This window comes from Devosia pacifica, from assembly GCF_014652635.1.
GTDB lineage: Bacteria > Pseudomonadota > Alphaproteobacteria > Rhizobiales > Devosiaceae > Devosia > Devosia pacifica.
On sequence record NZ_BMZE01000001.1, the window covers coordinates 484,711 to 509,613 of the forward strand.

Annotated in this window: 34 protein-coding genes; 9 read left to right on the plus strand and 25 right to left on the minus strand. The window is 60.9% G+C overall.

What is annotated here, in order from left to right:
* Positions 1–188: 188 nt before the first annotated feature.
* The 5 genes from IE127_RS02380 (at position 189) to IE127_RS02400 (ending at position 3,165) form a co-directional block, all read left to right on the plus strand.
* A complete protein-coding gene (locus IE127_RS02380) occupies positions 189–575 on the plus strand; it encodes a thermonuclease family protein (RefSeq protein ID WP_244639885.1) in 387 nt (128 codons plus the stop codon).
* Positions 568–1,503, plus strand: coding sequence for a DUF4238 domain-containing protein (locus IE127_RS02385; protein ID WP_189422969.1), 936 nt, complete (start codon positions 568–570; stop codon positions 1,501–1,503). The genes IE127_RS02380 and IE127_RS02385 overlap by 8 nt, the downstream gene beginning before the upstream one ends.
* Complete coding sequence (locus IE127_RS02390; protein ID WP_189422971.1) at positions 1,500–1,967, plus strand: hypothetical protein; 468 nt, start codon at positions 1,500–1,502, stop codon at positions 1,965–1,967. The genes IE127_RS02385 and IE127_RS02390 overlap by 4 nt, the downstream gene beginning before the upstream one ends.
* A 100-nt stretch (positions 1,968–2,067) precedes the next feature.
* Positions 2,068–2,691 (plus strand): hypothetical protein, encoded by a 624-nt coding sequence (locus tag IE127_RS02395; protein WP_189422972.1) that lies wholly within the window; start codon positions 2,068–2,070, stop codon positions 2,689–2,691.
* Between the two features lie 117 nt (positions 2,692–2,808).
* On the plus strand, positions 2,809–3,165 hold the full coding sequence (locus IE127_RS02400) for a VOC family protein (protein WP_189422974.1): 357 nt from the start codon (positions 2,809–2,811) through the stop codon (positions 3,163–3,165).
* Positions 3,166–3,560: 395 nt separating this feature from the next.
* Here IE127_RS02400 and IE127_RS02405 read toward each other — a convergent pair whose 3' ends face one another.
* The 3 genes from IE127_RS02405 to IE127_RS02415 are packed head-to-tail and all read right to left on the minus strand — an operon-like array spanning position 3,561 to position 5,118.
* Positions 3,561–4,445 carry a phage late control D family protein gene (locus tag IE127_RS02405; RefSeq protein WP_189422976.1) on the minus strand — a complete coding sequence of 295 codons (885 nt, stop codon included), beginning with the start codon at positions 4,443–4,445 and terminating at the stop codon, positions 3,561–3,563.
* Positions 4,445–4,672: a tail protein X gene (locus IE127_RS02410; RefSeq protein WP_189422978.1), complete on the minus strand. Its 228-nt coding sequence runs from the start codon at positions 4,670–4,672 to the stop codon at positions 4,445–4,447. Before IE127_RS02410 ends, IE127_RS02405 begins: the two co-directional genes overlap by 1 nt.
* Positions 4,672–5,118, minus strand: coding sequence for a phage tail protein (locus IE127_RS02415; protein ID WP_189422980.1), 447 nt, complete (start codon positions 5,116–5,118; stop codon positions 4,672–4,674). Before IE127_RS02415 ends, IE127_RS02410 begins: the two co-directional genes overlap by 1 nt.
* Positions 5,119–5,379: 261 nt before the next feature.
* Here IE127_RS02415 and IE127_RS02420 point away from each other — a divergent pair, with 261 nt between their 5' ends.
* Positions 5,380–6,573 carry a sensor domain-containing phosphodiesterase gene (locus IE127_RS02420; RefSeq protein WP_189422983.1) on the plus strand — a complete coding sequence of 398 codons (1,194 nt, stop codon included), beginning with the start codon at positions 5,380–5,382 and terminating at the stop codon, positions 6,571–6,573.
* Between the two features lie 60 nt (positions 6,574–6,633).
* Here IE127_RS02420 and IE127_RS02425 read toward each other — a convergent pair whose 3' ends face one another.
* The gene (locus IE127_RS02425; protein ID WP_189422985.1) at positions 6,634–8,967 is read right to left on the minus strand and encodes a phage tail tape measure protein; all 2,334 of its coding nucleotides are present in this window, start codon (positions 8,965–8,967) and stop codon (positions 6,634–6,636) included.
* A 58-nt stretch (positions 8,968–9,025) separates the two neighbouring features.
* Here IE127_RS02425 and IE127_RS02430 point away from each other — a divergent pair, with 58 nt between their 5' ends.
* Positions 9,026–9,343, plus strand: a complete 318-nt coding sequence (locus IE127_RS02430; RefSeq protein ID WP_189422987.1) for a signal recognition particle — start codon at positions 9,026–9,028, stop codon at positions 9,341–9,343.
* Between the two features lie 12 nt (positions 9,344–9,355).
* Positions 9,356–9,697 carry a DUF6693 family protein gene (locus tag IE127_RS02435; protein ID WP_210310402.1) on the plus strand — a complete coding sequence of 114 codons (342 nt, stop codon included), beginning with the start codon at positions 9,356–9,358 and terminating at the stop codon, positions 9,695–9,697.
* 16 nt (positions 9,698–9,713) lie between these two features.
* Here the strand turns inward: IE127_RS02435 and IE127_RS19800 are convergent, their stop codons facing one another.
* The 11 genes from IE127_RS19800 to IE127_RS02485 all read right to left on the minus strand — a co-directional run bounded on the left by IE127_RS19800 (position 9,714) and on the right by IE127_RS02485 (position 18,487).
* The gene (locus IE127_RS19800; protein ID WP_280516629.1) at positions 9,714–9,845 is read right to left on the minus strand and encodes a hypothetical protein; all 132 of its coding nucleotides are present in this window, start codon (positions 9,843–9,845) and stop codon (positions 9,714–9,716) included.
* 8 nt (positions 9,846–9,853) lie between these two features.
* Complete coding sequence (locus IE127_RS02440; protein WP_189422989.1) at positions 9,854–10,171, minus strand: phage tail assembly protein; 318 nt, start codon at positions 10,169–10,171, stop codon at positions 9,854–9,856.
* 46 nt (positions 10,172–10,217) lie between these two features.
* Entirely contained in the window at positions 10,218–10,736 is a 519-nt protein-coding gene (locus IE127_RS02445; protein WP_189422991.1) for a phage major tail tube protein, read from the minus strand.
* Between the two features lie 65 nt (positions 10,737–10,801).
* On the minus strand, positions 10,802–12,025 hold the full coding sequence (locus tag IE127_RS02450) for a phage tail sheath protein (RefSeq protein WP_189422993.1): 1,224 nt from the start codon (positions 12,023–12,025) through the stop codon (positions 10,802–10,804).
* Positions 12,026–12,059: 34 nt separating this feature from the next.
* Entirely contained in the window at positions 12,060–12,512 is a 453-nt protein-coding gene (locus IE127_RS02455; RefSeq protein ID WP_189422994.1) for a hypothetical protein, read from the minus strand.
* Positions 12,509–12,931 carry a hypothetical protein gene (locus IE127_RS02460; RefSeq protein ID WP_189422995.1) on the minus strand — a complete coding sequence of 141 codons (423 nt, stop codon included), beginning with the start codon at positions 12,929–12,931 and terminating at the stop codon, positions 12,509–12,511. Before IE127_RS02460 ends, IE127_RS02455 begins: the two co-directional genes overlap by 4 nt.
* Positions 12,931–13,662, minus strand: coding sequence for a glycine-rich domain-containing protein (locus IE127_RS02465; protein ID WP_189422996.1), 732 nt, complete (start codon positions 13,660–13,662; stop codon positions 12,931–12,933). The genes IE127_RS02460 and IE127_RS02465 overlap by 1 nt, the downstream gene beginning before the upstream one ends.
* Positions 13,662–14,858 (minus strand): hypothetical protein, encoded by a 1,197-nt coding sequence (locus IE127_RS02470; RefSeq protein ID WP_189424749.1) that lies wholly within the window; start codon positions 14,856–14,858, stop codon positions 13,662–13,664. Before IE127_RS02470 ends, IE127_RS02465 begins: the two co-directional genes overlap by 1 nt.
* Before the next feature lie 6 nt (positions 14,859–14,864).
* Positions 14,865–15,017: a hypothetical protein gene (locus tag IE127_RS02475; protein WP_189422997.1), complete on the minus strand. Its 153-nt coding sequence runs from the start codon at positions 15,015–15,017 to the stop codon at positions 14,865–14,867.
* A gap of 30 nt (positions 15,018–15,047) precedes the next feature.
* Positions 15,048–17,240, minus strand: coding sequence for a hypothetical protein (locus IE127_RS02480; protein WP_189422998.1), 2,193 nt, complete (start codon positions 17,238–17,240; stop codon positions 15,048–15,050).
* Positions 17,240–18,487, minus strand: coding sequence for a phage tail protein I (locus IE127_RS02485; protein WP_189422999.1), 1,248 nt, complete (start codon positions 18,485–18,487; stop codon positions 17,240–17,242). The genes IE127_RS02480 and IE127_RS02485 overlap by 1 nt, the downstream gene beginning before the upstream one ends.
* Before the next feature lie 173 nt (positions 18,488–18,660).
* On the opposite strand from IE127_RS02485, the gene IE127_RS02490 reads away from it, so the two are divergent.
* Positions 18,661–18,930: a hypothetical protein gene (locus IE127_RS02490; RefSeq protein WP_189423001.1), complete on the plus strand. Its 270-nt coding sequence runs from the start codon at positions 18,661–18,663 to the stop codon at positions 18,928–18,930.
* Positions 18,931–18,935: 5 nt separating this feature from the next.
* Here the strand turns inward: IE127_RS02490 and IE127_RS02495 are convergent, their stop codons facing one another.
* Genes IE127_RS02495 through IE127_RS02540 form a run of 10 tightly spaced genes read right to left on the minus strand, consistent with a single transcriptional unit; the run spans position 18,936 to position 24,899 of the window.
* The gene (locus tag IE127_RS02495) at positions 18,936–19,841 is read right to left on the minus strand and encodes a baseplate assembly protein (protein ID WP_189423003.1); all 906 of its coding nucleotides are present in this window, start codon (positions 19,839–19,841) and stop codon (positions 18,936–18,938) included.
* The gene (locus tag IE127_RS02500; protein WP_189423005.1) at positions 19,838–20,233 is read right to left on the minus strand and encodes a GPW/gp25 family protein; all 396 of its coding nucleotides are present in this window, start codon (positions 20,231–20,233) and stop codon (positions 19,838–19,840) included. Before IE127_RS02500 ends, IE127_RS02495 begins: the two co-directional genes overlap by 4 nt.
* Positions 20,226–20,429, minus strand: coding sequence for a hypothetical protein (locus IE127_RS02505; RefSeq protein WP_189423007.1), 204 nt, complete (start codon positions 20,427–20,429; stop codon positions 20,226–20,228). The genes IE127_RS02500 and IE127_RS02505 overlap by 8 nt, the downstream gene beginning before the upstream one ends.
* 11 nt (positions 20,430–20,440) lie before the next feature.
* The gene (locus IE127_RS02510; RefSeq protein ID WP_189423009.1) at positions 20,441–20,989 is read right to left on the minus strand and encodes a phage baseplate assembly protein V; all 549 of its coding nucleotides are present in this window, start codon (positions 20,987–20,989) and stop codon (positions 20,441–20,443) included.
* Positions 20,986–21,798, minus strand: a complete 813-nt coding sequence (locus tag IE127_RS02515; RefSeq protein WP_189423011.1) for a hypothetical protein — start codon at positions 21,796–21,798, stop codon at positions 20,986–20,988. Before IE127_RS02515 ends, IE127_RS02510 begins: the two co-directional genes overlap by 4 nt.
* The gene (locus tag IE127_RS02520) at positions 21,798–22,181 is read right to left on the minus strand and encodes a hypothetical protein (RefSeq protein WP_189423013.1); all 384 of its coding nucleotides are present in this window, start codon (positions 22,179–22,181) and stop codon (positions 21,798–21,800) included. The genes IE127_RS02515 and IE127_RS02520 overlap by 1 nt, the downstream gene beginning before the upstream one ends.
* A gap of 4 nt (positions 22,182–22,185) precedes the next feature.
* On the minus strand, positions 22,186–22,419 hold the full coding sequence (locus tag IE127_RS02525; protein ID WP_189423015.1) for a hypothetical protein: 234 nt from the start codon (positions 22,417–22,419) through the stop codon (positions 22,186–22,188).
* A gap of 1 nt (position 22,420) precedes the next feature.
* Positions 22,421–23,446, minus strand: coding sequence for a major capsid protein (locus tag IE127_RS02530; RefSeq protein WP_189423017.1), 1,026 nt, complete (start codon positions 23,444–23,446; stop codon positions 22,421–22,423).
* A gap of 14 nt (positions 23,447–23,460) precedes the next feature.
* Positions 23,461–23,835, minus strand: coding sequence for a head decoration protein (locus IE127_RS02535; RefSeq protein WP_189423019.1), 375 nt, complete (start codon positions 23,833–23,835; stop codon positions 23,461–23,463).
* A 17-nt stretch (positions 23,836–23,852) separates the two neighbouring features.
* On the minus strand, positions 23,853–24,899 hold the full coding sequence (locus IE127_RS02540) for a head maturation protease, ClpP-related (protein WP_189423020.1): 1,047 nt from the start codon (positions 24,897–24,899) through the stop codon (positions 23,853–23,855).
* Between the last annotated feature and the right edge of the window lie 4 nt (positions 24,900–24,903).

Here is a 24,903-nt window from a genome sequence, read left to right on the forward strand (position 1 = left end):
TCGAACGACCGGTTCAGGAGTGACAGGCGAAATCATTATATGTAGAGCTCAGGAAATGTTCCCACTCGCCATCCACATTGGCAATGCTGCAAAGTGGTCAGAAGTGGGAACGGGTCCTGCCTGCAACTGGCTAGGGGCATTGAGGCGGTGCTATATCGTCGAGCATGAAGCGAACAGCCATCCTCTTGTTGAGCGCCCTCCTCGCCCTGCCCGCTCAAGCCATAGAGAAGTGCCGACCGGGACAACCAAACACCGCAGATAAAACCTGCGTTGTTGACGGCGACACGCTCTGGCTCAATGGCGAAAATATCAGGCTGAAGGACTTCGACACTCCGGAGCCGATGACGAACATCTGTGGTGGTGCTCAAGAGAAGGCACTGGCAGAGCAAGCCAGCAATCGCCTGGTTGAGTTGCTCAACGGCTATGAGTGGACGATTGAGACAGGCGGCACCGGCAACTACGGCAGGACGCTCGGCACGATTCGGATCGGCGGCCGCGACGTTGGCGATATCCTGATCAGCGAAGGACTGGCGCGCAGGTGGCCGGATGGTGAGGAGTGGTGGTGCAGTGAGTGAGAGTCGGCAAAACCCGGCTCACAAGCATCACTATATTCCGGCGTTCTACCTCAAGCGATGGGCCACCGGGGTCGACGGAAAGTTAACTGAATTTAGGAGGGTGCATGGCAATCGGATCGCTGTGCGCCGCGCTCATCCCAATGCTACCGGCTTCATGGATCGACTTTACGAACTGCAGCATGTTGAACCCGCCGCCGCGAGCATCCTTGAGACGCACTTTTTCGCCCCGATCGACAACGCCGCTTCGGATGCGCTGGATCTCCTAGATCAACCCAATATCTGGGAAGGAAACTGGACCGCCCGCAGAACCTCTGCGTGGTCGCGATTTATTTATTCTCTCTTGGTGCGATCTCCAGAAGATGTCGCCGTATTTCGCCGAGAGTGGCCGCGAGAGATTAGGCAGATAGATGCCGCTGACGAAGAGGACTATAAGGAGCATGCGCCTCCTGGCTTTGATGGGTCGATCTTGGACCTAATAGACAGCATGACGGAGCGCGAACACGAGCTATCCATGGCACAGGTGTTCGCCTACTGCATTGACAGTTCTCGTGTGGCACAAGAGATTAATAACCTTCATTGGTCGGTTTATAACAACTTTTCCGACCGAACGTTTCTGACTTCCGATCGACCGGTCATCCGGACGGCGGCTTTGCTGCGCAAGGGCGGTCACCTTCTGCTCCCTATCGGCCCGCGGAAGCTATTTCTGGCGGCCACCGACGACACGATGGCGGCAGGACTTTCGAAGGTAAGGCCGCGAGACCTAGTAGCATATGTGAATCAGGCGGTGACTGAGGGTGCGGCTAACTACGTCTACGCCGTCGATGAGCGTCAAAGTCGATTCATTCACAACAGATTCGGCAAGACCCCACAGCCCCGACTAATCGAAGCCGTCTTCGCCACCCGCCGCGAGCGGTCTTTGACTGGATGACCCTGCCCCGCCTCCCCTGGCAACGCTCCACCTCTGGCGACTGGTTCGTCGCCTATCCCGACGATCACCCGGATCATGCCGCAACAGTCCGGCACATGCCGCAGGCTGTCGGGCAGGAGAAATGGCAATGGAGCGTGTTCTGGGAAGGACGCTTCGGTGAGTTCGGCATGGCAGCCGATCGTCAGGCCGCAGCGGATGCAGCAACCGAAGCATGGCATCGGCTCATCGAGACGACAAAGGTGCCGAGGGATGTGGTGGGAGAGATCGATGCGATGCTCGACAGGCTCTCTCAACGGATCCCGGCCGGGCTGCTTGAGGAAGACACCGAATATCTGCACAAGGTGCTGAACCAGATCCGAGTGAGGTGGGAAACAGCAATTAGGCTCGATCGCATGGAGCCGAACATCAAGCGCCTTATGGAGGCGGTGTCGGCGGAACTGTATCGACGGCGCACCGGTATATGAAGTTCTCAGAGACGCAACTCAGCATCACAGGATAAAACCGGCACCTCAGAAGCCCACTTGCGTTTGTCGGCGTAGAAAAATTCGTGTGGAGTTTGCCAGCATGCAATGGTTGTCGAGTAATACTGAGCTGCTCAATCTCGCAGCAAATTGGGGGATGCTGTTTATCTGGGTGGCCTACCTTCATTTGTTCCTGCAAAGCTACAGACGGCAGACCCGATCGAAGATCCTGATCAACCGCGGCGCCAGCGGCGGACTAGATGCTCGGTGCCTGATCAGCAACATGAGTTCTGATGCGATTTACGTCGAGAGCATTATAGCGACGCTGGAGGCCGGTGACCGGCGATGGAGTGCCTCAGTCACAGCGCGCGAACTGTCGGACGACAGCGCTCGGCCCAACGACCCAAGAGAGTTGACGTTTCAAGGTCCGCTGGGCGCGGGAGACTATCTGGACGCCGGCGCATACGGCGAACTGCTCGATAGGGCACTAGACAAGGACAGAGGGCAATCGGCGGAAACCTTGCGCCGCCTAGAATCGCCGGTTACCGCACAAATCGACGTCTTTGCCGACTACGCGTCCGAAGATCTCATGATCGGTGCAAGACGGCGCTTCAATCTTGTGGAGCACGAGGGCGTTTGGCAGCTGCGACCGCAACGCATGCAAACGCAACAGATTCGGTCGAAGTCCGAGCGGGCTAGGATCGCTGATCAACTGGCAGCAGACTAAGGTTGAAAAGCGGCCTGACCCCTTCACAGCGCCGTCGGCGGAGCTGTATCGACGGCGGACCAACGGACGGTAAGAAGCAATAGGCAACGCATTGCGGCACAATCGCAGGAGGTAACCATGCTACGCATAGGTTCAATCGTTTGGGGAGTCGACGATGTCCCACGGGCCATCGCATTCTGGTGTGAGGCCCTCGACTACCGGCCACTGCGGGAGCCAGATGTTGACTGGGCTATTCTAGTGCCTTGCAATGGTGCCGGCGTGCAGATTGCCATAGATCAGGCTGATGTCAGAGCTTCCAGGGAGCGCCCGCGCCACCATCTCGATCTTTATGCCAAGAACCAACAGGCCGAGGTCGAAAGACTGATCGCACTTGGGGCGACGCGTGTGGAGAGAGATTATCCGGAAGACGCTGACTACGTTGTTTTGGCGGATCCCGATGGAAATCGGTTCTGTGTAATTCAGAAGCAAGTATAGGCACATCCGTCGCGGATCGATCGGACCGGAATAGCTTGGTCCGGCTCCGTGTCAAGCCTTCCGACGGCTCTTCTGCCCTGTGCCTAGTGCAGCGCTGTTTTCAGCCCCCTACCCACGCTCTGCGCGATATCTACTCGTTGCGCGCTGACAAACGGATGGCGGTGGAATTTGAATGGCGGCACGCGGGCAGTGAGCCAGCTCCAACCCTTGCCGAGAATTAATCCCTAGGACAGATCGTCGTTAGATCGCAAGCAATAGCCTGATGCTGCGGTCGCTTGAGGCCGCGATCACTAAGCTCAGGACAAAATCAATGTCGCACGCACAAAAGCATGACCACGATCTCGGTTTTACACACGACCTTCACAAGATGATTGGACGCAGGCGGTTGCTATCGATCATGGGGGGACTAGGGCTGGCTTCTGGCTTGGGGCTGCCAGCGATGGCGCTCGATTTCGTGGCGTTGCCATGGGAAACCGCTGGTCCATATCGCGCTCGCCCTCGCGCTTGCACGTGTCATTGGCTTCTCTCGCCTCATCGGCATCGGCCATCACGTCACGCGCCAAATTGTCAGCCTCGACACCCTCGGCGCCGAACTTTAGCGTCTCGGTCACGAACTGGGCCGACTTGCGGTCGAACCATTTTGCAGAGCCAGACTTGAACGCCCGCCGTGGCGCACGAGGGGTGATGTCCCAACTGATGACATTCTGCCCGACGATGCCGAGGACAGCACCGACAGACTCAGCGCCACGTTTCGCCAGCACCGCTCGATCGCCTCGGATCTTGAAGGTGCCGCCGAGCTTCTTCGCCATGCGGTTGCCGAGCGCCAGAAAGCTCTCACCTTCGGCTGACCAGTAGTCGCGAACGATCCCTGCAAAGTCCGGATCGATGTTGATCGTCATGCCGGCATGCCCGGCTGCGCGACTGAGGAACGCCTCGAGGCTGGCATCATCCATGTGAAAGCCCTGCGGCTCCTTCACCTTGCCGGTCGAGTCGAACCCCTTGGCACGGATTTTCAACACCCTGCCGGCACTGCGCGAGCCGCTCGATTGCGGCTGCTCGATAAAGCCCTCGAACACCTTGCCGCCTTCGAGAAAAACCATCAGCCGATCGCCCTTGTTGGGCAGGCGCACCTGGCCATCGGTGTCGTCGATCGTCAGGCTGCAGGTGTCAGACGAGGTGCCGTCGCGGTCCTCGATCTCTATGTCGATCAGCACTGGGCGCCAAGCCGAAGTGAGGTCACGGCCATTGATCAGCACGCGCCACGAAACGGTCCACGCCATCACGCGTCTCCGAACAGCGAAAGAACCTTGCGCGAGCGCTGCGCGGTCTCGAGCGGCGGCTCAGGCAGCGTCACGACGGTGCCGAGTGGAAGCACGGGGCCGAGTGCAGCAAGGCCGGGGTTGAGAGTGAGCGCAGCCGCAATCAGCGCGCGCCCTGCCCCGCCGAACCGGCGCCACAACAACAGGTCGAGCGTCATGCGCTCGCGGGTGATCGTCACGGTTTCCATCAAAGCGCCTCGAACAAACTGAGAAGCATGCCGACGATGCCGCCGGCGGGCGTTGCCACATTGCCGGCATCCGGCTCCACCTTCACCAGGGCCAGTTGATACTTGACCACGAAACCCATGCCGTCGCGCAGCAGCTCTTCGTGCCCTTCGCTGACGCTCTCGATTGCGAACCAGCCGAACATCTTGCCGTCGCCGCGCATCACCGGCAGCGCCGTACCTTGCCGGCTCAACGCATGTGCCATCTCGAGTTCGGTCATCCCGCCGATCTTTGTCGGCAGCAGCTGGCCGGAAATCGAGATCTTCTCGTCTGCCTCGCCCATGAACTCACGGCCAGGCAACGCATTCATCAGCGGCTTGACAGCGAGATCTGCACCGCCAGCACGGCTCAACGAATCCGCAGAGAAGGGCCGGGTGTCGAGCGCGATCGGCCCGATCTGGTAAAGCATCGGATTCCTCCGCTCGATTGCTATGAGTTGGGGTTCAGCGCTTCGCTATCTGGCGGCTGATTAGCCGGGGGAAGCGAACTGGCGAGTCTTCGCAAACCAGCCGATGAGCAGACTCGCTAACTTTAGACTCTTAGCCTTGCGTAGACCCTGCCACTAGATTAGTGCCGAGTTACACTGCCCCTTAAGTGATCACATAATAGCGACAGCTAGAATATATTAACCGTTCGCGGGCAAGGTCTTAGGGTAATTTGGGAGGCTCTGATGCGTGACCTCGCACGCTCTATCGACAAATACGACCTAGATAGCAGTTCGGGGAACGACCTCGTACAGAGAGCTCTTTCAACGATACGCAAACATCTCAACATGGAAGTCGCTTATCTTTCGAGAATAGAAGGCGACAAAACTGTCTTTCAGCGCGTCGACGCACCGGGACTAGAGGCGGTCATCCAGCCGGGGCAAAGCATGCCGCTGGATGCGGTATATTGCGGTCATATCCTCGAAGGGCGTTTGCCTCAGTTGATGCCGGACACCGCAGATTTTCCTTCTGCGCGCGAAATGCCGATTACGCAGCAGGTGCCGATTGGCTCGCATGTCAGCATTCCAATCCGCCGCCCAAACGGAGAACCATATGGCATGTTCTGCTGCTTGAGCCGCAAAGCCAATGGCAGTCTCAACGATCGTGACCTCGACACTATGCGGATGTTTGCCGATCTTGCCGCCGAGGTGGTGATTGCCGAGGAAGAGCGAGACCATGTCCACAACACTGCTCGCGAGCGCATCGCGGCACTTCTGGCGAGGGGTAGCTTCTATCCGGTCTTTCAGCCAATAATCGAGCTGGATACAGGCAGGCCGGTTTTTTTCGAAGCGCTGACTCGCTTCGATGCAGAGCCCATGCGCACTCCGGACCAGTGGTTTAAAGAGGCCGAGGCGGTCGGCATGGGCATTGCGCTTGAGGCGGAGACGATGCGGTCGGCGCTAAATGGCCTTGAAACACTTCCCATGACTGCGCGCCTATCTCTCAACGTATCTCCAGCCGCGCTGCATGACCCTGAGATCGTTGAGCTGCTCGCCAACAACCGTCTTGAACGTGTCATGGTTGAGGTTACTGAGCATGCAATTGTCGAAGACTATCTCACTCTAATAGAGGCGCTTTCGAAATTGCGTGCCCGTGGTGCGTACATAGCCGTCGATGACGCCGGAGCGGGCTACTCGAGCTTTCAGCATATCGTCAACTTGCAGCCTGAGATCATAAAGCTCGACATGAATCTCACGCGCGATATTGACAGCGATACGTCACGGCGCAGCCTCGCGAGCGCGATGGTATTCTTTGCCAACGAGACGGGCGCTCGCATCGTTGCAGAGGGGGTCGAGACAGAGGCAGAGGCGGCTACGTTGAAGACCTTAGGCATCGATTTGGCACAAGGCTACCTGTTTAGCCGCCCGCTCAAGAGGTGAAACCAAGACCCCAGTCGGGTTGACCGGCATGGATGGTTCAGGTTCTCAAACAGGCCCGTTCTACCCCCTGTACTCGATATCGGCATGTATACCGTCGAACGCCTGCCCAACTCTGTCGTTGAGCTGACGGATCACCTCATCGACGATCGCTGTTGGGTTCTGAACGCCGTTGATCACAATGTCCCCGAACTGGATCGGCCCGAGCCCACCCATCATTCGTGATGTCTGGTCAGCAGTGTGGACGAAGCCGGAGCGGTTCGGCGTGACCAGTTCGGGGCCGTGCTCGCCAACGAGATAGGTCTTGCCACCGAGGATCGGCCCGCCGGCAGCGCGGGTGCCATCAACACCTGCGCCATCCGGCAGGGAAAGGAAGTGCTCAGGGCTGTCAGGATTGGTTCCCGCTGGCGTTGCACCGCCAACTACACCGGCATCGCCGCCCATTCCGAGCAGTTTGGCCCCCTCGCCCATGAGCCATGTCAGCCATTCGGGGGGCTGTGGCCATTCAATGTTTATGCCGAACGTCGCGACCGATCCGATGATATCCATCAGCCATTGAATGACCTGAGGGATGGCAATCTGAGTGAACCCAATCGCCAAAGAGATGCCAGTCGCCGCCATATCCTTGATCCACTGGATGGCCTCAGGCAGCGTCAGACTGCCGAGCGCATTGGCCAGCTCGCCAGCCTTGGCCGCAGCACTACCAACCGCCGACATGATTGACTGGATGCCCTCGACCACGGTGCGAATGGCATTGCCTACAGTGCCGCCAAGGGTTTCGCCCCAGCTTCGCCATTCGCCCTCGCTGGCATCGACCGGACCGACAAGTGCCTCAACCCACCCAAGCAGCTCGGAACCCGCGTCGACCACCGGCTGCAGCACCGGCATGATCGGCTCGATCGCCGCCATAAAGGCGGAGCCGAACCCTTCAAAGAAGGCGGTCAGACCCTTCCAGTTGTTGTAGATCCACATCCCGGCAAGCGCGATGCCGACAAGAATCGCCCCGATGCCAGTGCCGATCACCGCAAAGCGCAGCGCCACCATGGCGCCCTTCACGAGATTGATCGGGTTTAGTAGGCTCAGCATTGATGCCGCGCCACGGGTCGCAAACAGCGCGATATCGATCAGCCCGCCTTTGAGGAACAGAAAGCCCCAGCGCGCCGCAACGGAAGCAACGCGGACCGCAACCAGAGAACCTACCAAGGCAATGATCGCCTGCACGATCGCCGGGTTCTGTGCGGCAAAATCGGCAATCGCGATCAGCACCGGCCCTATCGCATCAGCGAATGCATTGAGCGCCGGCAGCAGCGCGTTGCCAATCGCAATTGAGATTGCATGTGCTTTGTTCGCCAGCAGCTGCATGTTGTTGGCAGTGGTCGCGGCGCGGGCTGCGTATTCTTCCTCGGTAGAGCCGAGATAGGCCGTCTTATCCGCGACAGATTCGAGAGCGTTGTCGTAAAGCTCAACTTGCGTCACCAGAGGCTGCAGCGCTCGCGCCTCGTCACCGAAGATCTCTGAGAGCGTGTTGGCGCGCAGATGCTCAGGCAGCCCGTTGATCCTGACGATGACATCGCGGAGGGTGCCGACGGCATCCTCGTTGAACTGGCGCGCCACCTCCGTGACATCAAGCCCCAGTCGCTGAAATGCCTCTGCCTGCCGATCTGTCGCGGACGATCCTCGAGAAAGAGCCCTGCCGACATTACGGAACGAAGTTGCTGCAACTTCCGCCTCCGCGCCCGCCGCAATCATTGCCGAGCCAATCGCCGCAGTCTGTTCGGACGTGAAGCCGAAGAATTCACCGGCTGACGCGACCCGCTTCATATACTCGATGAGATCAGGCGCAGCCGATGCCGAGTTGTTCGACAAATGGTTGATCGCATCCGCAAGCGCACCGGTCTCCGAAACCGTCAGGTTGAGCTGCGTCTTGATCTTGGCAAGCGCCTCGCCGACCTGATCGCCCGACATGTCGAACGCCACGCCGACCTTGCTGGCCATCTCGGCGAACGCCAGCAGCTCGTCGCCAGCCATCCCAGCCTGACCAGCGGCAGCGACGATCGCGGCGATATCATTCGCCGCCATCGGCAGGCGCATCGACATCGCAACAATGTCGTCACTCATTGCCTTAAAGGCTTCTGGCGTTTCGAAGTCCACCACCTTGCGGATATCCGCCATGGCGCTTTCGAACTCGATTGCCGCTTTGACTGGCGCGGCAACAGCGCGGGCCATGGCATAGGCAGCCGCTGCCGCATCGACCATGCGTCCACGCATGGCATCCATCTCGGCACGGTTGGCACGCTGAGCGGATTGCAGGTTGTGCACCGTTCCTGCGATTGAACGCGCAGGTGCCGTCACCTCATCGATCAGGCTGACGATGAGCTGAGAGGTAAGGGTTGCCATGAATGGACTTTCTTCTGCGCGTCAGCGTAATCTGCGGGACAAACAGGAGGGTGGTCGAATGCGGGCTATTATTACTGGTCTACTCATGGCAGTCGCACTGCCGGCAGTCGGTCAGGACTTCGGCAGCATGAATACAGCCGTGGAACTCGGCACGGTTCTGGGCTCAGAAGAAGCCTGCGGTTTGTCCTATGACCAGGAGGCGATCACCGCATTTATCGAGGCCGAAGTTGCGGCAGACGACATGAGCTTTGCCTCGACACTTCAAACCATGGTCATGGGCCAAGAGATGCAGATCAACGAACTTTCTGCCTCGGCCAAGACGGCGCACTGCGCACAGATTACTCGTGTCGCGCGGTCCTACGGTTTCATCGAATAGGAAACCGTAGAGATGGACAATCGCGCCGTCAGCTTCAAAGCCGAATTCGGGATCATCGACACCATCGGCGTAGCGGTGATTTGGATATTGCTCACCATCGTCACCTTGGGCTTAGCCCTTGCCGTTTTCCCCTACTACTTCAACAAAGACGTGTTGAATAAGACCAAGGTTCTTGACGCCAACGGTCACGTCATCGGCAGGCTAAATTGCCGCTTCAGCCTCGTGTCTTCAGTTGGCCACGTGATCATCTGGATTTTGCTGATCATCTTCACACTCGGCATTGCTGCGTTCTTCTATGCCTACCGTGTTCTGCGCGTCGTAATGAACGAAACCGAAATAGAATATTTCTCTTGAGGGGGGGGGCGGGGCGCTAACGCCTCTTCCCGCCCCGTCCCTTGTTCTCCCGCGATAGCTGCCCGCTGAGCGCACGCGAGTAGTCGATCAGCTTGTCGATGTCCCAATCCTCGACCGCATCAACTGGCGAGTTGCCGTGTCGGGCCATGGCGAGGATCACGTCTCGCCAGGCGACGGGCTCTTCTCCATCGCGACTTCCAGTGCCGCCGCCGCGCGCTTTCCCATCAGGGGCGCCACCTTCGCACCGACTTCAGAGATGTCTTCCATGTCGAGCTCGAGGATTACCTCGACAGGCACATCGGCGAGCGCGGCAAACATCTTGTAGCCCGCCATCACTTCGTTGGTCTCGCCTTCACCAACGAGAGTGTCGCGCGCCTTCATGCGGCGGAAGGTGAGCTCGGTGTAGGTCACCCCATCATAAGTGACGGGTTCGGACAGCGGCACGGTGGCCGACGTTGGTCGGGTCTCGGTCATATCGGGTCTCGGTTTTTCAGAATGTCAGTGAGGGGCTGAGAGGCGGCTACGCGCCCAGCGCCCGGCGTTCATCGGCGAAGAGATCGACGCCGGCAACGCGGACGACCCGCTCCCAAAAATCCCAGTAGAACAGTTCTTCGTCGCCGAGCGTCAGCTCGTAGTGCGTCACCTCGGTGAAGCTGTGATTGCAGCCCTGGAACTCCGCCGGATCGCTCTCGTCGGGCTCCCACATGGTGATTGCACCTTCGATGATGCCGCGACCGCCGATCGAGACAGAGCCGCCGGAGCGCTTCTCACGGTAGGCGCCGGCAAAGGTCCAGCGTTCCGCTTGCCCCATGCCGCGAAAGATGTCGCGGTCGATGCCCTTGGCCGAAAACTTCGGCTCCGGCGCCTGAATACGTGGAATGGCGAAGTTCACGGCACCCACGCCGCCACCCGGGTTGTGCTCGGCATTGGCGAACTGGATGGATGGCAGGGTAAGCGACGAAATGGTCGCGGCGCGGGACGACCCGGTCTCGGTAGCACGGCGCAAATCGACGGCCGTCAGCAGGTAAAGCGGCTGCATGGTGGTTCCTCAGATGGGATAGCAACAGGAATGGACGGCGAAGCGCAGCAGCGCCGTCAGAAGGGTCAGCTCACAGCATTGAGCCGGGCGATGATCTCGGAGACCAACCCCTCGACTGCCGGGCGATAGCGCCGCACCTCGTGGTGCGCCACCTTGAACGCCGGAGCTGGCTCGATGCCGAGGTTTACAGTCAGGTGACCAAGCCGAATCTGTTCGGGGCTGTTCTTGGCGGCACGGAAATCGACCTCATAACCGAGAATATCCTCGTCGGCCTTGTGGTCGCGCAGCGTGAACTTGATCGAGTTGAGCCACGCCTCGGCCATGTCGGCCGTGATCTTCTGGCCTAGGAACTGGCGGGTGATCTGCATCAGCTTGACGGTGATGTAGTCGGCGCCGCGCACCTGGTGGATCTGCTTCCAGAGTTCACCAGTCGTGGTGTTGTCGGTGCCGATGAACACGAACCCGCCATCGGCGATCGAGCCATCGACACCACTTTCACCTGAGGCGACGATCGACACCTCGCTTTCCAGGAGCTGCTGACCTTCCGTCGAGCCATCGAGCAGCGAGAACGGGATCTTGCGGCTGAGGGCAGCCAAGCCATAGACGGCACGGTTGGCGATCGGATCGAATGGCTTGCCCTCGTTGAGATTGTCGACGCGGATGAACAGCCCGATCACGCGCGGCGCCATAGGCCGGGTCACCAGGTCTGAATCTTCATAGACCCGCGCCGCAACACCCACCGGCAGTAGCCGCTCGGAGTTCATGGTCTCGCGGGCATCGATGGCATTCGCCGCCGAGGTGTCATCGACATCAACGACAGCAATTGCCAGCAACTTTTCGCAAGCCGCCGGTAGCGCCGCGACAATCGGGTTTGTCGTGTCGAGATCAACGCGCCAGGCCGTGCGTCCGCACCAGATGAGCCGAGGCGTCGCGTTCACCTGCGAGGGAATCGTCGCGATGTCAGCCAGCACATCGACGATATTGGCCGCAGTATCGGCAACCGCCGCCTCTTCCTTCACCCGCACCACCGTGATGTCGGCGCCGGCATTGAGACCGGTCAGCTGCGCGTTGATGCCGGCAACAGCATCCGCAAGCAATCCGGTACCAAGCTTTGCCACCATCGCGGTGTCGCTCGAAGAGAGCCGGACGGGCGTATCAAGCGGGAACGCCGTGGCATCTGCATCTTCGGAAGTTTCGATAAGAAGTGCCTTGGAAAAGTCGGCGCCGAGAACCGGTACCGGCTCATCGGCCGGGCGCGAAAAGGTCATGCCGAAAACCGGTGCGGTCATCGGGTCTCTCCTGTGTTCAGAACTGGAATAGCGGTCAAGAAAAAGCCCGGCTCTGGGGCCGGGCCTTTGTGAGGTGACGATAAAGCCCCGAAGGGCTCATTCGCTGCGGCTCTGGTATCCCCAAAGCCGCCGCGCAGATCTCCGAGCAGAACCATCGGTTCGACCAGTGCCGATCGAGCGGAACGACCTGGCTAAGAACGATCCCCAGCCAGTCATAGCGGGCACCGATCCAGCCGCGAATGAACATGGCAGCGTGATCGGCATCACCGGGCACGGTCACAAGCGTCCAGTGCTCCGGATCGAGCGCCAGGTGCTTCTCCCGCACACCACTATCGCGTGGAGACGACGAGAGGATGATCACTTCGCCCGGCAACGTTTCGGAATCGCCGACGACAAGCTCGCAATGGCTATAGGCGCCACACGTCCACCAGCGGATAAGCTTATCGAACCAGTCGCCGTCGGCTTTGTAGAACGCGAGGGTGATCACGGCGCCAGCACCTCTTGCGCGCGGGCCTCGGTCATCAGCTCTTGCTGCACGAGGTATCCCATTCCGGCCGTGAGGTTCGGATCGCCGAGCTCGATATAGGCGAGCCGCGGATCGTTGATGATCGCGAACCAATCCTCGATCACGAGGTCGGTTTTGGCCGCCTGGCGAATACCAATGCGCTCTTGTGGCGTGAAGCGCATGAGGAATAGCGGCGTGTCGATGCGAACCGGGTCTTTCGTTGTCGGCAGCTCAGGCGGTGCCTGCCATCCGCCCTCGCCGTCCGATACCCAGCCCGGGCCGACCTCGTCTGACGCAAAGACGCTGGCACCGGGAAACATCGACTGCGCGGCTTCGACGCTTTCAGCCTCGATGACGTTATCAACGACGCCGTTGCTATCTTGGTCGATTGCTACTCGCATCAGACGCCGCCTTTCAAAACACGGATGATCACACGGCCATCGCCGCCTTTGCCTGCGTTTTCATTGCCAAACGAGGCACCGCCTCCCCCTCCCGGTGTCTCGCCATTGGTTGTCCCTCGCGTGCCGACGCGGGTTGTATTGTTCACAACAGTGTCGCCAGCTTGTCCGCCAAACATAGTTTCTTTCTGGCCATTGTATGAACCACTGCCTGTTACGTATCCGGGACCTCCACCGCAAAATACAAAGGACGTTTGTTCGCTTGAACTGAAGTAGGCGTCGACAAACTCAACCATTCTTCTCAATTTTTGAGAAGACGCGCTCTGAAAGTAAGCCTGGGAAGCACTTTCAACGTTGGCAATATATCCGTTGTTGTAGCTACCGCCTGCCCCGCCGTTCATGACTAGGGGCCCGAAAGACGTTATTCCCCCCGTTGATCCAGCAACGTAGGTTCCCGCCGCGCCGCCAGCGCCCACTTGAACAGTTTCGCTAGCTTCCAAATCTCGCGCAAAAAACCTAATACGCGCGTAGGCTCCAGGGCTGCCTCCCCATGCGTAGTAATTACTGCCAGCATACTTGCATCCGCCGCCGCCAGCGGCCCACATTTCGACTTCAACAACGTCCCAATCCTCGACACCATCGGGCTTGGTCCAAGTGCCAGAGGTATCGAACTGCTGTTGATCAATGACGCCGCTGCCGCCGCCGCCACCCATAAGCTCAGACAGATTGGCCATCAGGCGATACTCCCAGCAGTGACGCGCCAGGTGCTGCCGACATAGGTCAGCGACACGATGCGCAAATCTTCATCGATCACGAGGTTTTCCGAGAGCCCGGCAATGGTCTTGCCGTTGCGGTTGATGGTGACGAGGTTGGCGCCAACCCGCGCCACCTGCACTTCCGTGCCGGTAGATGGATTTGACGGCAGCGTCGCGGTGCGGGCTGCAGCATCCGACATCACCCATGCCCGCTGACCCGGCACCAGGGTGACGTTCGTCGACACCTGCGTTGCAGCGATCGGCGCCTTGGTCGCAAGGCTGTTGAGCACTGTCGTCGCGAAGTTCGGATCGTTGCCGAATGCCGCGGCGAGTTCGTTCAGCGTATCGAGCGCACCAGGCGCACCGCTGATGAGAGCATTGACCGCATCGGCGATCAGCGTCTCGACCTGGCTCCTCGTGTAGGTCTCGCTCTTTGGATAGAACGAGGCCGGGTCGAACAGAGCCGCTGCAGCAGCCGAGGCCGCCGCTTCGTTCCGGAACGTCTCCGCCGCGTTGCGATAGGTCAGTGTCTCGCTGCGCAGCGCGGTCACTGCCGCCTTGTCAGCCGCGACCGTTTGTTTATCGGCGGTGACAGCGGCACGGTTCGCCGCAACCTCAGCTCGCGCCGTCTCCACGCGATCAAGCATCGCAAGTTGCGCGGCCGTCGAGCCCGCAAGCGCCCCGATGTCCCAATCGTCATGCTCAAGCCCGTCACCGCTCGTGGCGACAACCTGAACCTGCAGTTCTCTCGTCGTCCGATTATACGGCGCCATCAGCTTGACGACCGCCCAATCGTCGACCGAGCCGCGCCGCTGTACCGACAGCATCGGACTGGGCGTGAACAGCTCGCTTTGCACACCGGCATCGGTCACGAAGGTGATGTTCGCGCCCTCGCTGAGCGTTGCCGGCGTGCTGCTCGACACCACCAGAAAGCCGAGCTCGAGCACCTGCCCCAGCTTTTCGAAGGCTGGCGCCAGAACCACATCGATGCGGGTGAGCCCTTGGCGGGTGACGGTGTCGACCGCCTCAAGCCAGGAGGCACGCAGTTGCTCGACGACATGCAGGCGCCCGTCGAGCCGTGCAAAGATCGGATTGAAGTAGTCAGCACTGAGGATCGTGCCGTTCTTGCCGTCCCGCATTGCCGGCAGGTTCGGGCTTCCGAACTCGATGGCCATATGGCGTTACTCCGCGAGTTTGCCCGCCGCTGCCAGCTCATCGCGCAGTTCGGGTGAGACCTTGATGGTGCCGGGGCGCAGCTTGAGCCCCGGAAGGTCGTGTTTTTCGATAAGCGTGACGCTCACCAGCCCGGTCTCGGGCTGTTGTGATTTGGCCATGGCCAATGATCTCCGATTGACGAAAGTGGGTTAGCTGATCGCGACGTCGACGCGTTCGAGCACCAGGAATGGGAAGGCCGGCGCCTGCCGGCTCCCCGAGATCGCGATCTTGTAGCTGGTGATCGGCGTGCCGGTATTGAACGAGAACCGTACCCGCTTGGTGCCGAGGATATCGTCCTCGACCACTTCCGCCGACGCGGTCGTCGTTGTCGCGTACCCGGCCCCGCGCTTCAGCGTCACCGTCAGATCCTGGTCCGGATCGTCCGGGCTGTAGTTCGTGAGGTGAAGGTCAACGACGAAGTTCTGCTTTCCGGCCGCAAGAATTCTTGCGGTCGAGAGGTGTTCGATCGTGTCCCCGACGCGGTGAAGCGTGATGAGATCCGCACCAAGCTTGAGCGAGGGTTGCAAGTCGGAGGTGCCGACAAACACCGCGCGCAGCTCAAGAGTATCAGGCTCGTCGTCGAGGAAGCCGTGATCGTAGAGCGTGTACCAGTGCCCGGCCTTGCGCGCCTCAAGGTAGATCTGCGTGCCTTCCGGCTCGATCACGTCCGTGCCCCAGCTGATGTCGGAGATCCCGCCAGCAAGGGTCACCGTACCGAGGGCTACCTCGGTACGGGTCCGATCGAACTTGTTGGCATAGAGCTTAAGCTTCACGTCCCTCGTGGCATCGGTCGATACCCACGCCCCATCCTGGCCATAATAGAACTGGCCTTCGGTCGAGCCGGCTTCGGCCACGGTGATCTTGTGGCCACCCTGGGTGATAAAGACGAAGGCATAGAGCTGGCCAGCTTCGAGAAGCGTCGGCTGGATCGCCGCCACCGTTTCGCCGCCCCCGATTAGGTTGGCACGCGCCACGGTGACACGGTTGATCACCGCATCGAGATCCGGCTTGCCGTCCTTTGTCTTGGTCACCAGCACCGTCACGTCGCCGCTGGCGTCGAGCTCGGCGAGGAAGAACCCAAGCTGCGACATGACGAAGGTGCGCGGCGCCAGAACGGTTTGCGACAATTGTGCACCGGTATGGGTGGTAACCGGCCCCGGGACAGTCACATACGTCGTGACGTCCTTGTACTCTTTTGTGATGTAGTAGTAGCCGCGGGAGCCGTCAGCCAACGTGATGCCTCGGCGAACCTTCCTCCCCGCATCAAGCTGCCTGTTGACGTAGTCCGCCATGAAGCCCTGATACTTCACCTCCTTCCTGCTCACGACCGCCTTCTGGGTGTCGGCACCCTGCGTCTGATAGGACGACATGGTGATCGTCCCGCTCTCGCCAAGCACCTCGAGCATCACCTTAGGAGAGTAGCTCGGCTGGATCCAGTCGGCCTCGTAACGCTTGACCTTGGGGTCTGTCGGGTTGAGGAGGCTCAGTGCCCGCGTGGCAGTGACCGAAGCGAACCCGAGGCCGTCGCCTGCAATGGTGTGGCCGCTTGCCGAGGCCGGATCGGTCTCGTCGGCATCGGTGAACTTGTCGGAGCCATAGTCGTAATAATCGTCCGGCAGGTTCACCCGCTCCTTGATCCGCGCCAGATCGAGCTGCATTGGCAGCAGCTCCTCGCGGTCGAGCTTGTCTTCGGTGCGATCGGCAATATTGGCAAGCTGCGTGGTGAGGGCGCCGATCTGCGGTTCGGCGCGCTTTCTGAAGTTGTCGAGGTCGATCAGTCGCTCGGCATGCCGCTTCAGCGAAGGCAGCCGGGTCTCCTCATGCATCTTGACCGACTGAATGCCGGACGTGCTCATCAGCACCGTGGCGACAAGAATGGCGCCAGGTGGAATGGTCGGCACCTGCGGATCAATATTCTCGGTGCCGACAACCTTCGACACGCCACCGAGCCGCACGGTGCGCATCGGCACTGCCTGCGGCTCGACCTCGTCGCTGTCGGCATCGATCAGGAAGTCGCGTTCCTCGACCCGGTCGTTCACATCGTCCTGACCGGACGCGACAATCGCGATGTACCTGCGGTGATTGATCGGCAGGTTCTCATAGAGATTGATCGGCGCGGGTTCTGAGACGGCATAGACCCGACCCTCGTTGAAGAAGGCACCGGGTCCAACAGACACACTGGTTACCGTCGCGGCAGCGACCTGCAAACCGGCATAGCGCGCGTCGCTGGTGACAGCTTCGCGCACGATCCGGTCGAGCGAGGTGCGCGCGATCGTCTCGATGCCATTGAGGTCGGCTGGATCGAGCTCCTGGCGGTCGCGAAAGACGACGAGCTGTTCCATTAAACGGTCTCCACGATTTGGCCGGCATAGAGCGCACCGGCGCGGCGCTGAACGCCGGCCGTCACGGCAGCGACGGTCCTGGTGTTGATGAGGATGCGATCCGATAGCCGCTTGGCGGAACGGATCGCGCTTTTGGTCAGGTCAAGCTCGGGACGCCCGCGCGCCATCAGATAGCCGGCGACATGGCCACGCACCGCGAATGGGTGCCGGCGATAGCGCAGCTCGACAGTGATCTCCGCCGTGTGGTGCGGCATGCCGAGCCGCCCGACCCCGACAAAGGTGGTGGCGCCACGTCGCCGAAGCGGACGCGATGGATCAAAGATGTAGGTGCGCCGATAGACACGCTCCTTGGCCCGCGAGCGTTGCAGGAAGCCGGTGAACCGATTGGCACCAGGATAGGCACGTCCGAGCATGGCCGTTCTGCGAACGCCACGCTCGCGCACCATATCGGCGACGACATTGATCGGCGTGATCGATGGATGCACCATTCGGCGTGCGAGACGATCATCACCCGGCACCTCGAGAGACTGCCGCGTGTGAATCGAGTAAATCCGGCGCGGCGCCGTCGAGGTCAGGGCAAAGACCTTGCGATTGCCCACCGGGGCATAGTGGTTCGGACGCGCCCTGCTCTTCTGGCGCAGGTCGATCCGTTCCTCGATCTCGGCGGTCCTGGTTTCGTGCCGGCGCTCGAGCACCGTGAGTTCAGTCTCCGTGCCCTTGTCCCAGATGAAGGCGCGCGGCAGTGCCCGGAAGAACGCATCACTCGGCATCGGGAAGTGCCGTTCGACATAGCCCCGGCGTGTTCCCAGGAAAAGACCCCTGGCCTGCCCCCGTGACCGCTGCGGATAGATCCGCAGCTGGGCATAGCGCGCGAGGAACGCCGCTCGCTGTTCCGGCGTGGTGTTCGGTGACAGGAACGTCTTGGCCGGCGGCACGATCACGTCGCGCAGCCGGGCATCCGTCAACGCGATCGCATTCTCAAGTCCGCGCCGCGTACCCTTCAGGCGATGCAGACGCGGCGCACGGTCGATGACCTCGCGCTTTCGCTCTTCGCTCCAGTCCGGGCTCCAGATATCGACCGAGCGCTCGAAGGCCAGAAAGTTCAGCAGATGCGGCGGGCAAGCCCAGGGATCCTTGAACCGGCGCACGAGGTCGACGTCGAGATCGTCCCAGCGTTCGCCTGATGTCTGTTCAAGTGAGCGCTCAAAGGCCGTACTGTTCGTCGGCAGGATTGTCTGGAACGACATCTTTTTACCTTCATCCTCGACTCTTCACCGCAAAGCGCGCACATAGATTGTTGCCGAGCCGGTTGGAGTGTTTCGGATATGGACGACTACGACAGACGGCTACTGCTGCTCGAACAGCGTCTCATTGGCCTAGAGCGCATGCGCGCGAACAGGATGCCGCAACCGCGCAAGCCATGCGGTCAATCGCCGGGCATGGGCAGGCGCAGCTGGAACGCAGTACCGAACTGGCGGCGGCTGTGTCAGCAGCGTTGGCAGACATTGCTGCCCAGACCGGTGCCGATAAAGTCCAGTTGGTGCGCAGCCTCGAGGCACATCTGGTAACCCAGAGCCATCTTTATCCCGATCGGGACTATACCCTCGTGCGCCGTTTGATCTGCGCCCTCGACGAGCGCCCTGGTGCTCCCGAGCATGATGCACTCCCGGAACTGCCCGAGACTGTCTAGTCATCTCAACCGTCATGCGTCGTTACCCGAACGTCCATGGCCTGCAGCACCGCAACTTCGCCATTGCCGCGCGCCAGATCGACAGCCGGCGATACCAGAGTCACCCTGTCGACCATGGAACGCTGCGCGGCGCCGATAATGGCCGATCTCGGCATGTCACGAGATGGCGTCCGCCGGTCAGCGACCGCCTTGAGGATCGCCTCTTCGATCTCGGCCTTGACTGCCACCGGATCCGGGCCAGGCTGCACGTAAGCGTCGAGCGAGATCGAGAACGGATGGTTCGTGACCGACCGGACCGAGACCATGTCAGTGATCGGCTTGATGTCATCGCGGTTGAGATGCCGGCGCACGGCATCGACAAGTTCGGCCGAGGCACTACCGTCCCCCTCGCGGGACTGGATGGCCACCTGCACTTCGCCCGGTGCCGGCGACCAGACATCAGCATTGAGCACACGCGGATCAGCATTGAGCGCGTGAAAGACATACGCCCCGTGCGGCCCCGCCGCAGCGAAGGCTTCGGGCGCCAGCAGTGCCCGGCGCCGCAGCTCGGCATCGCTTTCCATCACCGCCGGCTGGCCATTCTGCGCCGGCGTGATCACCCGGCGAGACAAGCCATAGAATGCGGCCAAATGTTCCAAGTCCGAACCGATGGCGAACGCCACCATGACGGCGCGCACCGCATCATTGAGTGCAGCCCGGACCAGCAGCTCGCGATAGGAGTCGGCGCGCTCGAGGATGGCGGCCGGATTGCCGACCAGCTGGTCGACATCCCAGTCGATACCCTCGGCCGCAAACAACGACTTCAGCCGCGCCAGCCGTTCGGCCAACACCGTGTCGAGATCGAGCGCCTTGATCGCAAATGGCGGCGGAAAGCGTGACAGGTCGAGCGTCGCAGCAGAAAACCGCGTCATGCCAGCACCCTCGCCTGTCCATTACCAAAGTTGACGCCGAAGGCGCGAACGCCCTCGACCCGAAAGTCTCCGAGGTGACCGCGCGGGCGCCAATCGACCTCGATGCGGAAGCCGGCGCGTCCGAGCCGGATCTCGTCGACGCTGCCGTCGACACTCACCCGTCGCACTCGGAAGCGCGGCTCCCAAAGATCGATGCCGACGACCATCAGCGTCTGAAACGCTGCGATCAGCTTCGGCGTCAGCGCCCGGCCCAGCAGCTCGACCAGCCCTGCCCCAAAATCTCGGGCCAGCACCACCTCACCGAGCCGGGTCGAGAAGATCAGCTCGACCGACTGCAGCGCCGACGAAAAGTTGTCGATGACGGCACCGGTGTGCCGGTCGATGTCAGCCATTGTTTTGGGCTTGCGCCGGCTCATCCAGCTTGTCGCCAGACTTCGGCTTCGCCTTGCTGCCAACTGGCGCAATCCGCCCGAGCGACAGATCATATCCGGCCTCGGCTTCGGTCAGTTCGACCCGCCGGTTCTTTGGCACAGGCTTTCCATTGACCCAGGCCACATCCGGCCGAGCCTCATAGGTTGTTTTCGTCATTTGAGCTTTCCCTAGTCTACCGCGAACACGGTCCCAGACCCTTCAACAATCGGCCATTCGCCGGCCGATGAGCCTGTGCCGACAGCGACTTTGTCGCCGATGCGAGCAACAGGCTTTCCGCCCTCGCCGCCGAGGTTCACCTGTGGTGTAATGACCGTCACCGGCCCCGCCGCGTCGACTGTCACAGCCCCATCAGCGCTGATGGTGATGGTCACGCCACCGAACCGAAACACGTTCTCATCGAGGCTCTGGCTCGGCGGCGGGTTGAGGTCAGAAAACCCGCCCCTCAACAGAATGCCCTGCCGTGGATCGCCATCCGGGTTGATGATCCCCACGACCTGCCCTTCGCTCAACGGCATCCAGGTCGAGGTGCGGCCACCGGATTCCGGATGCGGATACCAGGGCGACAGGAACGGCTCGCCGCGTGCATCCTGCCCCCAACTGACCCGGAAGCCCTTTTCGGCATCGACCTTGTCAACAGGTCCAACCCGCAGCGCGGTCCCGAACTGCGTCTTCAGCGCCTCAAGGTCGGCCTTCATTGTTACGATTTCGCGGATCATGGCGTCACGTCCGTTTCGTCCGCACCCTCGACTTCAAGCGAGCCTACTTCGAATTCAGGAGCCGACAGATCATCCTTCACAGCCAGAGGGCCAAGCCCAACTGCCAGCAGTTCGTCGGCTGTCAGCCCATGCCGCTTCAGGATGTCCTGCCACGGCGTGTTCTGACCTTCGATAAGCGAGCGGATCATCGCCGCCTGTGTCTGGTAAGTAACGTCTTCGGTAGCATCTAGACGGTCGAGGAACCGCATGAACGGCGCGTCCTCATCCATCTGCTCGCCTTTGACCGGATCATCCGCCAAGGCGATCGTTACCCGCATCTGATGCCCGGCAAGACGCTGGCCGTCATCGGTATTGCGGGCGCCGGCATACTCGACCTTCACGACATGATAGTGCAGGCCTCGATAGATCTCAGCCCACTCATTGGCCGGATCGTTTAGCGCATCCGCAATCTGGCGCTGCACCACATCAAGGAAGAACTCGAAAGTGCGGTCTGTCGCCGGCACCGTAATGCCGACTAACCGAGATTCCTTCGTTTCCGGATCATGCTCGAGCATTGCCGTCGAAAGGCCGATCTCAAACACGATGTCGACAAGGCCGTTCTCGACGAGGCTGCGATTGGTCACGCCCTCGGCCTTGCCCTGGTCGGTGAAGACCGAGACGAATGGCTTATCCTTCTCCGTCCGCAACGTTCCATCAGCCTGAATGTCGAGCGCACCATTCGGAGAATCGAGAACGTTCTGTCCGACCAGAGTGTGACCCTTGATCGCCTCGACAGCCGCAATGCGTAGTGCGATGCGGGCCAGTGACATCAAGCTTCTCCAAGTTCAGCGACAAGCCGAGTGTCGCCACGATCATCGACACGCAGAATGCCCCAGAGCGGCTTCCCATGACGCGAGATCGCCTCGACCTTGTCGCCAGTTTTCAGCGGCGGGCCATCATAAGTTGCTCGGTCGATATGCAGTTCTGCCTTGCCGGCGGCGAGCTGTGTCCGCCACGACTGTGCAAATCCACCAGCGATGTTGCTTTCGTCTCCGCCGCCAACGGCCAGCACTGCCTTAATCTCGACCGGCTGCCGGCCTGGATCGGTCACGCCGTCATGGAAGAAGTAAATCTTCACCGGCTCGGCCCGGAAGCGATCGACCGAGGCAACGACTTTTTGTCTCGCCTCGGCCATGTTTCCAGCGATCGGCATGGCTTTAGGACGCCGGCTGCTCAGCCGCCGCAATGGCCGCGAGAATGTCCGCCTTGGTGTCGGACGCCTTGATCTCGACGCCGCGGCGCTCGGCCTCGGCGATCAGCTCGTCCTTGTTCATCCGGTCGAGCGGCTTGTCCTTCGGCAGGTCTTGTTCGGTCGACTGACCGTCTGGCACCGATTGTCCGGCCTTATAGAACTTGCCGCCATAAAATCCCGATTTTGCGATCATGGCCATGTTACTGAGCCCTTCCGCGCAGCAGCATCTCCGGGCGGGTCGCGATGAACAGCGGGTAGCTGTAGATCTCGACCCGGTCCCAGGCCTCCCGGCCAGAATTGTCGGCCAGGATCAGCCCGTAATATTCACGGGCCCGCTGGTTGAGATACGGCTTGAACTCGTTGGCAGGCGAGAACCCGACCTTGAAGGCGCCGCGCGCATTCATCGGAAAGAACCGGGCCTTTGCCGTATCGATGGCGATCTTCGAGCCATCATCAGTACCGCGATAATTGATGAAGGTGATGCCTTCGATCTCGATCGCGGAATAGCCCTCGATGTTCTCGAGGCTTGCGGCGCGCTCGGTACCGAGCTTGGTCTCCTTGATCTGCTTGTGGTTGACCAAGAGGTCAAAGAACGTGTCGCCAACAAGCGCACCGATCCGTGTCGCCGGCGTCCAGATACCCTTCGAGGCGCGCTGCATGGTCCGCTTCAGGTCGCGGCACTTCTTGCGCACATCGGTGGTTTCGACATTGAGCTCGAAGTTGATCTCGGCAGGCTGCTCAATGCCCCATTCCTGGAACCAGTCGATAATGGTCGAGCCGTTGGCGTCCAAAACCTTGCCCTGGATGGCGCCGAACCGCATGTGCTCCCAGGTCAGCTCCAGATCATCCATGATCTGGGCGGTGCGGTCGGAGACCTCCTGCGAGATGTCGATGGTCTGGACATCGAAGGGTAGCGCCGTGACGCCTGCGAGCTCGGCCGCATAGATGGTCGAGCCCTTGGCGAGCCGCGTGGTGTTGAACGGGCGGACCTTCGCGCCTTGCGGGATCAGTTCTTCCGGCGGTGCGCCCATCTCCGAGGTCGGGATCAGCGACAGCGTGCGGTCGCGATCGGCGATTGCAATGGTGCGCGAGCGCGAATAGATCGGCTCGAACAGGCCAAGCTGGCCCAAGAGCTGCGGCCGAAACTCAGTGCGCTCGACCACCTCCTCCTGAAAGTCGACAACGCCCCAGGCATTGGCGGTAAAGACGTCTGTAACCAGACCCATGGTGTCAGCCCTCCTTAGCGGCCGATAATGCCGGCGGCGGCCAGGTCGGCGAGCGCGGCGGTCTTTTCGATGTCCGTGGTGCCATCCGCCCACACCAGCACATCGGCATGGACTTCCGTGTCGCGGACGCTGGCGGTGCGCCGCACATCTGTGTCGGTGGCGTCGCACCCCTCATAGAGGATCGCGGCCGCCGTCTCAGCGCCGGTCTCGGCATCCGGATCGAAGGCAACGTACTTGCCCGATGCCGTAACCTTGCCGAGCACTGCGCCGGGCTTCAGCTTGCCGGCGCCCGAGGCAATGACGATCTGCTCGCGCGAGCGATAGCCGGTGGCTTCCGAGACGATGTAGTGCGCTGCCCCTGAAAACCGGTCTTCTGTCAGAATGGTCATGTCGAAACGATCTCCAGTTAGCGGCGCTTGTTGGTGCGGGCGACGGCGGCAGCGAGGGCAGACTTGTCACCCTTCGCCTTCGGCTTGCCGTCACTGCCATTGACGTTGAGACCCTCGCCATTGAGGCGGCGGCGCTCGTGATCGGCAGCAGGATCGGGCTCGTCGGCTTTCGCCTCGGCCTTTGGCGCTGCAGCGAGCGTTGCCCGGATGGCGTCCTCATCGAGATCGGTATCGACGAGATGCTCGGCGAGACCTTCGCGGCCCTTGGCCTCGTCCATTGCCAGCACCGTCTTGCGGCGCTCGCGATAGGCCGTTACCGCCGCCTTGCCGGCATCGGCTTTTGTCTTTTCGAGATCGGCGGTCTTGTCCCCGCCGGCATTATTGTCCGTCATGGATTGTTCCTCTGTTGGACTGTCCTGTGCGGCGGGTGCCGCAGGGTGCTTGCTGGTCGCCATCGACCAGTTCTTCTTGCTGGCGAGGGCTCTGAGGCGCTGTGGCGCCTCGGCGTAGAGCCGGTAGTCAAAGGCTGCGACCATCGGCGCTGCCTCATCACGGGCAGCGTCGGCAAAGCCCTCTTCGACCGCCTCGTCAGGCGCGTACCAGCGTTCCGCCTTCATGATGGCGCGGCACTCGTCGATGCTCTTGCCGGATTTTCTGGCGTAGATCTTCGCCCAGGACTGGGCGAGCGCCTCGAGGTGCTCGAGCGTCTTGTTGTGCTCGTCGGCATTGCCGATCGTGACGGTCGACGGCCCATGGATCATCATCAAGGAGCCGGCGGACATAGTGACAGTGTCGCCTGCCATGGCGATCAGCGATGCGGCCGATGCCGCAATGCCGTCGACGACGATGTCCGTCTTGCCGGGCCGGCGATCGAGCAGCGCATGAATGGCGGCGCCCTCATCGGTGTAACCGCCACCACTATTGAGAAAGACTGTGAGGTCCGCCTCGTCGTCGATCTGCGCCAGGGCGATGACGACATCGGTGTGGGTAAAGCACTCACCGAAGTAAAAGTCGCCGACATCGCCGGAAAGCGTCAGCTTCCCGTCGTTGAGGATACAAGCCATGGTA

Excerpts from the sequence above, each read along its gene's own strand:
- IE127_RS02395 (WP_189422972.1), top strand. The coding sequence starts at position 2,068 with ATGCAATGGTTGTCGAGTAATACTGAGCTGCTCAATCTCGCAGCAAAT.
- IE127_RS02470 (WP_189424749.1), bottom strand. The coding sequence starts at position 14,858 with ATGGCCATCGAGTTCGGAAGCCCGAACCTGCCGGCAATGCGGGACGGC.
- IE127_RS02510 (WP_189423009.1), bottom strand. The coding sequence starts at position 20,989 with ATGATCCGCGAAATCGTAACAATGAAGGCCGACCTTGAGGCGCTGAAG.
- IE127_RS02400 (WP_189422974.1), top strand. The coding sequence starts at position 2,809 with ATGCTACGCATAGGTTCAATCGTTTGGGGAGTCGACGATGTCCCACGG.
- IE127_RS02485 (WP_189422999.1), bottom strand. The coding sequence starts at position 18,487 with ATGTCGTTCCAGACAATCCTGCCGACGAACAGTACGGCCTTTGAGCGC.
- IE127_RS19800 (WP_280516629.1), bottom strand. The coding sequence starts at position 9,845 with ATGGCCCGACACGGCAACTCGCCAGTTGATGCGGTCGAGGATTGGGAC.
- IE127_RS02525 (WP_189423015.1), bottom strand. The coding sequence starts at position 22,419 with ATGGCCATGATCGCAAAATCGGGATTTTATGGCGGCAAGTTCTATAAG.
- IE127_RS02425 (WP_189422985.1), bottom strand. The coding sequence starts at position 8,967 with ATGGCAACCCTTACCTCTCAGCTCATCGTCAGCCTGATCGATGAGGTG.
- IE127_RS02420 (WP_189422983.1), top strand. The coding sequence starts at position 5,380 with ATGCGTGACCTCGCACGCTCTATCGACAAATACGACCTAGATAGCAGT.
- IE127_RS02515 (WP_189423011.1), bottom strand. The coding sequence starts at position 21,798 with ATGTCACTGGCCCGCATCGCACTACGCATTGCGGCTGTCGAGGCGATC.
- IE127_RS02540 (WP_189423020.1), bottom strand. The coding sequence starts at position 24,899 with ATGGCTTGTATCCTCAACGACGGGAAGCTGACGCTTTCCGGCGATGTC.
- IE127_RS02405 (WP_189422976.1), bottom strand. The coding sequence starts at position 4,445 with ATGGCGTGGACCGTTTCGTGGCGCGTGCTGATCAATGGCCGTGACCTC.
- IE127_RS02430 (WP_189422987.1), top strand. The coding sequence starts at position 9,026 with ATGCGGGCTATTATTACTGGTCTACTCATGGCAGTCGCACTGCCGGCA.
- IE127_RS02530 (WP_189423017.1), bottom strand. The coding sequence starts at position 23,446 with ATGGGTCTGGTTACAGACGTCTTTACCGCCAATGCCTGGGGCGTTGTC.
- IE127_RS02520 (WP_189423013.1), bottom strand. The coding sequence starts at position 22,181 with ATGCCGATCGCTGGAAACATGGCCGAGGCGAGACAAAAAGTCGTTGCC.
- IE127_RS02460 (WP_189422995.1), bottom strand. The coding sequence starts at position 12,931 with ATGCGAGTAGCAATCGACCAAGATAGCAACGGCGTCGTTGATAACGTC.
- IE127_RS02435 (WP_210310402.1), top strand. The coding sequence starts at position 9,356 with ATGGACAATCGCGCCGTCAGCTTCAAAGCCGAATTCGGGATCATCGAC.
- IE127_RS02475 (WP_189422997.1), bottom strand. The coding sequence starts at position 15,017 with ATGGCCAAATCACAACAGCCCGAGACCGGGCTGGTGAGCGTCACGCTT.
- IE127_RS02505 (WP_189423007.1), bottom strand. The coding sequence starts at position 20,429 with ATGACGAAAACAACCTATGAGGCTCGGCCGGATGTGGCCTGGGTCAAT.
- IE127_RS02445 (WP_189422991.1), bottom strand. The coding sequence starts at position 10,736 with ATGCAGCCGCTTTACCTGCTGACGGCCGTCGATTTGCGCCGTGCTACC.
- IE127_RS02450 (WP_189422993.1), bottom strand. The coding sequence starts at position 12,025 with ATGACCGCACCGGTTTTCGGCATGACCTTTTCGCGCCCGGCCGATGAG.
- IE127_RS02535 (WP_189423019.1), bottom strand. The coding sequence starts at position 23,835 with ATGACCATTCTGACAGAAGACCGGTTTTCAGGGGCAGCGCACTACATC.
- IE127_RS02500 (WP_189423005.1), bottom strand. The coding sequence starts at position 20,233 with ATGGCTGACATCGACCGGCACACCGGTGCCGTCATCGACAACTTTTCG.
- IE127_RS02465 (WP_189422996.1), bottom strand. The coding sequence starts at position 13,662 with ATGGCCAATCTGTCTGAGCTTATGGGTGGCGGCGGCGGCAGCGGCGTC.
- IE127_RS02495 (WP_189423003.1), bottom strand. The coding sequence starts at position 19,841 with ATGACGCGGTTTTCTGCTGCGACGCTCGACCTGTCACGCTTTCCGCCG.
- IE127_RS02490 (WP_189423001.1), top strand. The coding sequence starts at position 18,661 with ATGCGGTCAATCGCCGGGCATGGGCAGGCGCAGCTGGAACGCAGTACC.
- IE127_RS02480 (WP_189422998.1), bottom strand. The coding sequence starts at position 17,240 with ATGGAACAGCTCGTCGTCTTTCGCGACCGCCAGGAGCTCGATCCAGCC.
- IE127_RS02390 (WP_189422971.1), top strand. The coding sequence starts at position 1,500 with ATGACCCTGCCCCGCCTCCCCTGGCAACGCTCCACCTCTGGCGACTGG.
- IE127_RS02440 (WP_189422989.1), bottom strand. The coding sequence starts at position 10,171 with ATGACCGAGACCCGACCAACGTCGGCCACCGTGCCGCTGTCCGAACCC.
- IE127_RS02415 (WP_189422980.1), bottom strand. The coding sequence starts at position 5,118 with ATGCTTTACCAGATCGGGCCGATCGCGCTCGACACCCGGCCCTTCTCT.
- IE127_RS02410 (WP_189422978.1), bottom strand. The coding sequence starts at position 4,672 with ATGGAAACCGTGACGATCACCCGCGAGCGCATGACGCTCGACCTGTTG.